Genomic DNA, 5,984 nt, shown 5'->3' on the forward strand with positions numbered 1-5,984 from the left:
GGATGTCCTGGCCGGCGGGACCCTCGACACGCGCGAGCCCCCCGGCCTGTAGCGCCGGGGGGCTCGCGCGGGTCTTGCTCTAGTTGGCGTTGAGCTTGCGCTGGACGTCGATGAGGATGTGCATCATCGCCGCCTGTGTCGACTTCATCTCACCGAAGCCGGTCTTCAGGTCGTTGACGTCGGTCTTCAGGTCGTTGACGTCGGTCTTCAGCATCTCGACCTTGCCGTCCAGTTGCTTGACCTGGTTGGCGACGCCGTTGATGCGCTCGGTGAGCTGCTGGCCCATCTCGATCTGGTCGGCGCGGGCCTGAATGACCTGGTTCTCGATTTCGACGCCCAACTGCAGCGCCGCTTCCTTGATACCCAACATAAACTCCCTTACCGTTAGGCAAGGGACCGGGGATGCTCGAAATCTCCGGTCCCGTGAACACTTCTCAGGCTAGACCATGGTCGCTGGGAATGCACAGCCGATGACAAGAAGTGATCAGCCGCAGGTAGCGGGCAGGTAGGGGTTTATATATCCCGGACGATCATTCGTAGATCCCGGATATAACTTCGGCGAAATCCCGCATCACGACATTGCGCTTCACCTTCAAAGTCGGCGTCAAATGCCCGCTTTCTTCAGTGATGTCATGCTCCAGCACCACAAATTTCTTGATCTGCTCAGCCTTGGACACCGTCCGGTTGACCGCGTCCACCGCAGCCTGGACCTCCGCCCGCACGTCCGCCGGCCGCACCTGCTCCATCGCCTCGGGATCGAGGGTGATCAGCGCGGCGACGAAGGGCCGGCCGTCGCCGACGATCATGGCCTGGGAGATGAGCGGGTGCGCGCGCAGCGCGTCCTCCAGCGGCCCCGGTGCGACGTTCTTGCCCGCCGCCGTCACCAGGATCTCCTTCTTGCGCCCGGTGATCCGCAGGTACCCGTCGGCGTCCAGCTCGCCCACGTCGCCCGTGTGGTACCAGCCCTCGGCGTCGATCGCCTCGGAGGTGGCCTGGTCGTTGTGCCAGTAGCCGTCGAAGACGTGCCGTCCCTTGGCCAGGATCTCGCCGTCGCCGGCGATGCGCAGGGTGACGCCGGGCAGCGGCTTGCCGACCGTGCCGATCTTGTTGGCGCCCGGCATGTTGACCGAGCAGGGGGCCGAGGTCTCGGTCAGGCCGTACCCCTCGAACACCTCGATGCCGACGCCCTTGAAGAAGTGGCCGAGCCGGTCGCCGAGGGCCGAGCCGCCGGAGACCGCCGCCGACAGCCGGCCGCCCGTGGCGGTGCGCAGCTTGGCGTACACGAGCCTGTCGAACAGCGCGTGCTTGAGCCGCAGGCCGAGCCCGGCGGAGCCGGAGGCCCTGCTGTAGGCGACGGCCACCTCGGCGGCGCGCGCGAAGATCGCGCCCTTGCCGCCCGCGACGGCCTTCTGCTCGGCGCCGTTGTAGACCTTCTCGAACACGCGCGGCACGCCCAGCAGGAACGACGGCCTGAACTCGGCCAGGTCGGGCGCCACGTTCTTCATGTTCGGGGTGTGCGCCAGGATCGCCCCGGCCTCGATGACGGCGACCTGGATCATGCGCGCGAAGATGTGCGCCAGCGGCAGGAACAGCAGCGCCGCCGGGTCCTTCGTGGTGAACAGCTGCTCCAGCGGCCCCGCCACCACGTTGCGCGCGGTGAACAGCAGGTTGTCGTGGGTGATCCGGCAGCCCTTGGGCCGGCCGGTGGTGCCCGAGGTGTAGACGACCGTGGCCAGGTCGGCGTTGCCCACCGCCGCGCGGCGCTCCTGGAACGCGGCCTCGCTCACCGCCGAGCCGTCCAGCCCGGGGGCGTCGATGCGCCACACCGTCTTCAGGTCCGGCGCCGCCTCGGCGACCGTCTCCTCGTGCGCGTCCAGTTCGACGAAGACGGCCTTGGCCGCGCTGTCGGACAGGATCCACCTGACCTGCTCGGCCGACGACGTCTCGTAGATGGGCACGGTGACCGCGCCGATCGACCAGATCGCGTAGTCGGTGAGCGTCCACTCGTAGCGGGTGCGCGACATGATCGCGACCCGGTCGCCGTGCCCGATGTCCGCCGCGATGAGGCCCCTGGCCAGCTCGGCCACCTGGTCGCGGAACTCGGCGGCGGTCACGGCGGGCCAGCCGCCGTCGCTCTTGCGCCGCATGACCACCCTGCCCGGCTCCCGCTCGGCCCGCAGGAAGACCGTGTCGGGCAGACTCGCGGACGCAGGGACGTCGACCAGCACCGGGACGCTGTACTCGCGCACGTACGAACTCCTCTTCGGGGACCGCCTGGACCGCTGTCGCGCTGGGTTACGCGCGGGTAGGGGTCACTCTCACGCTAGCAGTCGCGGCTCGTAGGATCTGTCCATGAGGGTCCACGTGGTCAGTGACGTGCACGGCAGGGCTGAGGCGCTGGCCAGGGCCGGTGACGGCGCGGACGCGCTGATCTGCCTGGGCGACCTGATCCTCTTCGTCGACTACGACGACCCCGCGCAGGGCATCTTCGGCGACCTGTTCGGGGCCGAGCGGGCGGCGGAGTTCATCGCGCTGCGCACGGCCAAGCGGTTCGACGAGGCCAGGGCCATGTCGGCGCGGCTGTGGGCCACCCTCGACGGCGACCCGCGCGAGCACATCGAGCGCAACGTCCGCGCCCAGTACCGCGAGCTGTTCGCGGCCATGCCCAAGCCGGCCTACCTCACCTACGGCAACGTCGACATCCCGCGCCTGTGGCCGGAGTACGTCCAGGACGGCCACCAGGTGCTCGACGGGCAGACCGCGGAGATCGGCGGCCTGCGGTTCGGGTTCGTCGGGGGCGGGCTGCGCACCGCCTACCGCACCCCGTACGAGATCTCCGACGAGGAGTACGCGGCCAAGGTCGAGGCGGTCGGCGAGGTGGACGTGCTGTGCTGCCACATCCCGCCCGCGGTGCCCGAGCTGCTGTACGACGTGGTCGCCAGGCGCTTCGAGCGGGGCAGCGAGGCGACCCTGGAGGCGATCAGGCGCACCCAGCCGCGCTACGCCCTCTTCGGTCACGTCCATCAGCCGCTTCACCAGCGCACCCGTATCGGACGCACCGAATGCGTGAACGTGGGCCATTTCCGGGGAAAGGGGGTTCCGTACATCCTCGAATGGTGAGCTGACCGGTACGGTGGTCGCATGGCTGACCGCACCACTTCGAGCATCACCATCGGCGCGGACCGCGCCACCGTGATGGCCGTCATCGCCGACTTCGCCAGCTATCCCGAATGGGCGGGACAGGTCAAGAGCGCCGAGGTTCTCAGCACCGGGGCCGACGGCCGGCCGGAGACGGTGCGCTTCGTCCTGGACGCCGGCGTCATCAGCGACACCTACGCCCTCGGCTACACCTGGCAGGACGACGAGAGCGTCCACTGGAAGGTGGTCGAGCCGGGCAGGATGCTCGCCGAGCTGGCCGGGAGTTACCGGCTCGCCGACACGGGCAGTGGAACCGAGGTGACGTACGAGCTGGCGGCCGATCTCAAGGTGCCCATGATCGGCATGATCAAACGCAAGGCGGAGAAGGTGATCGTGGACACCGCGCTCAAGGGCCTCAAGAAGCGCGTCGAAGGGCGCTGAGGTGAGCCCGCGGGTCCTGCTCTTCACCGGCAAGGGCGGCGTCGGCAAGACCACCGCCGCCGCCGCGACCGCCACGCTGGCCGCCCGGCGCGGCCTCAAGACGCTGATCGTCTCCACCGACACGGCCCACTCGCTGGCCGACGCGCTCGCCGTCGAGCCCGGCGAGATCGCGCCCGGCCTGCACCTGCAGCAGGTCGACACCCAGAAGGCGCTGGAGCGCCACTGGGGCGAGCTGCAGGACTACGCCAGGGGGCTGCTCGCCGAGCTGGGCCTGGACGAGGTGACCTCCGAGGAGATCACCGTCGTGCCCGGCGCCGAGGAGATCATCGCGCTCATGGAGCTGCGCGAGCACGCCCAGGCCGGCACCTGGGACGTCATCGTCGTCGACTGCGCGCCCACCGCCGAGACGCTGCGGCTGCTGGCCCTGCCCGAGGCGCTCGACTGGCACGTCTCCAAGCTGATGCCGATCGGCCGCAAGATCATGAAGGTGGTCTCGCCGTTCGTGCGCGGCGTCGCCGGTGTCACCGCCCCCGGCGAGGAGGTCATGGGCGCGGGCGAGCGCTTCCACCGCGCCCTGCTGGAGGTGCGCGAGCTGCTCACCGGCGACAACACCTCCGTGCGCCTCGTGCTCACGCCGGAGGCCGTGGTGCTCGCCGAGGCCAGGCGGACGCTGACCTCGCTCAACCTGTACGGCTACCGCGTCGACACGGTGATCGCCAACCGGGTCTTCCCGGCCGGCGGCGCCGACGAGTGGCGCGCCCAATGGGTCAGCGCGCAGTCCAGGCTGCTGGCCGAGGCCGAGGAGTCGTTCGCGCCGCTGCCCGTCCACGTCGTCCCCTACCTGGCCGCCGAGCCCGTCGGCAAGGACGCGCTGGCCGAGCTGGGCGCGGCGATCTACGGCGACAGCGACCCGTTCGCCGCCCCGGCGGTGGAGCCGCCGCTGCGGCTGTCGGCCGACGAGCTGACCCTGGCGCTGCCGGGCGCCGACCGGGCGGACGTGGACCTGGCCCGCAAGGGTGACGAGCTGATCGTCACCGCGGGCCCGTACCGGCGGATCCTGGCGCTGCCGGTGGCGCTGGCCCGCAGGAAGATCAGTGGCGCGGCGCTCCGTGACGGCGTCCTCCGGGTACGGTTCACAGCAGGAGGGCCAGATGACCGAGAGCAATGACAACAACGTGAACAGGGACCCGATCGGGACCGTGACCGACGAGGCGCGCAAGCTTTTCGACGCCATCCAGGGGCGGGCCACCCGCCACGTCGGCCGCTCGGTGCTCAACTCCGTCACCGGAGGCGGGAGCGGCGGCCGAGGCCGGCAGCGTGACGTGTGGGAGGAGGCGGTCTCGGAGCCCGAGGACCACCAGTACGTCTGCCGCGCCTGCCCGTTCTGCCGGGCCATCGCGGCGCAGCGGGAGTCCGACGTGACCGGGCACCTGGTGGCGGCGGGCGGCGAGCTGTTCGCCGCGTTCCGCCAGACGCTGGACGCGCTGAGCAGGCCGGCCCCGCGCACCACGAGCCGCGATCGCACCCACGACGCCGGCGTCGAGCACATCGACCTCGGTTAGCACAGGAACAGGGAGAAACAAGGGCATGCTCACGATCGGCGTGGACATCGGCGGCACCAAGGTCGCCGCGGGCGTGGTAGACGACGACGGCAAGGTCGTCGACCACGCGCTCAAGCCCACCCCGGCCGATCAGCCCGACCGGGTCGCCGAGACGGTGGCCGAGGTCGTGCGTGAGCTGGCCAAGGACAGGGAGATCGAGGCCGTCGGCGTGGGGGCGGCGGGGTTCGTGGACGAGACCCGCTCGATCGTCAGGTTCGCCCCCAACCTCGCCTGGCGCGAGGAGCCGTTGCAGAAGAAGATCACCGGGCTGATCGGCCTGCCGGTCGTCGTCGAGAACGACGCCAACGCCATGGCCTGGGGAGAGACCAGGTTCGGCGCGGGCCGCGGCCAGTCGCACGTCGTCTGCATCACGCTCGGCACCGGCATCGGAGGCGGCCTCGTCTTCGACGGCAAGCTGTTCAGGGGCCACTGGGGCATGGGGGCCGAGCTGGGCCACATGCAGGTCGTGCCCCACGGCAAGCTCTGCGGCTGCGGGCAGTCCGGCTGCTGGGAGCAGTACGCCAGCGGCAACGCCCTGGTCGCCGAGGCCCGGCACATCGCCCAGGTGCAGCCGAAGCGGGCCAGGATCCTGCTCGGCCTGGCCGGCGGCACGATCGAGGGCGAGGAGGTCACCGAGGCGGCCAGGCAGGGCGACGAGGCGGCGCTGGAGGCGTTTGGCAAGCTCGCCGACTGGCTCGGCCAGGGCATGGCCGACCTCGCCGCGATCCTCGACCCGGGCTGCTTCATCATCGGCGGCGGCGTCTCCCGGGCCGCCGAGTTCTTCCTCGACCTGGCCCGCGAGAC

7 protein-coding genes are annotated in these 5,984 nt (G+C 70.4%); 5 read left to right on the forward strand and 2 right to left on the reverse strand.

From position 1 onward, the window contains the following. Positions 1 to 79: 79 nt before the first annotated feature. Both KME77_RS05950 and KME77_RS05955 read right to left on the reverse strand, forming a co-directional pair. Positions 80 to 367: a hypothetical protein gene (locus tag KME77_RS05950; protein ID WP_219462727.1), complete on the reverse strand. Its 288-nt coding sequence runs from the start codon at positions 365 to 367 to the stop codon at positions 80 to 82. Positions 368 to 530: 163 nt separating this feature from the next. After that, the gene (locus KME77_RS05955; RefSeq protein WP_219462729.1) at positions 531 to 2,249 is read right to left on the reverse strand and encodes an AMP-dependent synthetase/ligase; all 1,719 of its coding nucleotides are present in this window, start codon (positions 2,247 to 2,249) and stop codon (positions 531 to 533) included. Between the two features lie 103 nt (positions 2,250 to 2,352). Between KME77_RS05955 and KME77_RS05960 the strand changes: the two genes are divergently transcribed. The 5 genes from KME77_RS05960 to KME77_RS05980 form a co-directional block, all read left to right on the forward strand. Further along, on the forward strand, positions 2,353 to 3,120 hold the full coding sequence (locus KME77_RS05960; RefSeq protein ID WP_219462731.1) for a metallophosphoesterase family protein: 768 nt from the start codon (positions 2,353 to 2,355) through the stop codon (positions 3,118 to 3,120). Between the two features lie 21 nt (positions 3,121 to 3,141). Continuing rightward, on the forward strand, positions 3,142 to 3,579 hold the full coding sequence (locus tag KME77_RS05965) for an SRPBCC family protein (protein ID WP_219462734.1): 438 nt from the start codon (positions 3,142 to 3,144) through the stop codon (positions 3,577 to 3,579). Between the two features lies 1 nt (position 3,580). Continuing rightward, the gene (locus KME77_RS05970; RefSeq protein WP_219462736.1) at positions 3,581 to 4,747 is read left to right on the forward strand and encodes an ArsA family ATPase; all 1,167 of its coding nucleotides are present in this window, start codon (positions 3,581 to 3,583) and stop codon (positions 4,745 to 4,747) included. After that, positions 4,731 to 5,141 (forward strand): DUF5304 family protein, encoded by a 411-nt coding sequence (locus KME77_RS05975; protein ID WP_219462737.1) that lies wholly within the window; start codon positions 4,731 to 4,733, stop codon positions 5,139 to 5,141. The genes KME77_RS05970 and KME77_RS05975 overlap by 17 nt, the downstream gene beginning before the upstream one ends. Positions 5,142 to 5,166: 25 nt before the next feature. After that, positions 5,167 to 5,984: ROK family glucokinase (locus KME77_RS05980; protein WP_219462742.1), on the forward strand; the 818-nt coding region annotated here is incomplete at its 3' end.

Source organism: Nonomuraea rhizosphaerae, assembly GCF_019396405.1.
Lineage (GTDB): Bacteria > Actinomycetota > Actinomycetes > Streptosporangiales > Streptosporangiaceae > Nonomuraea > Nonomuraea rhizosphaerae.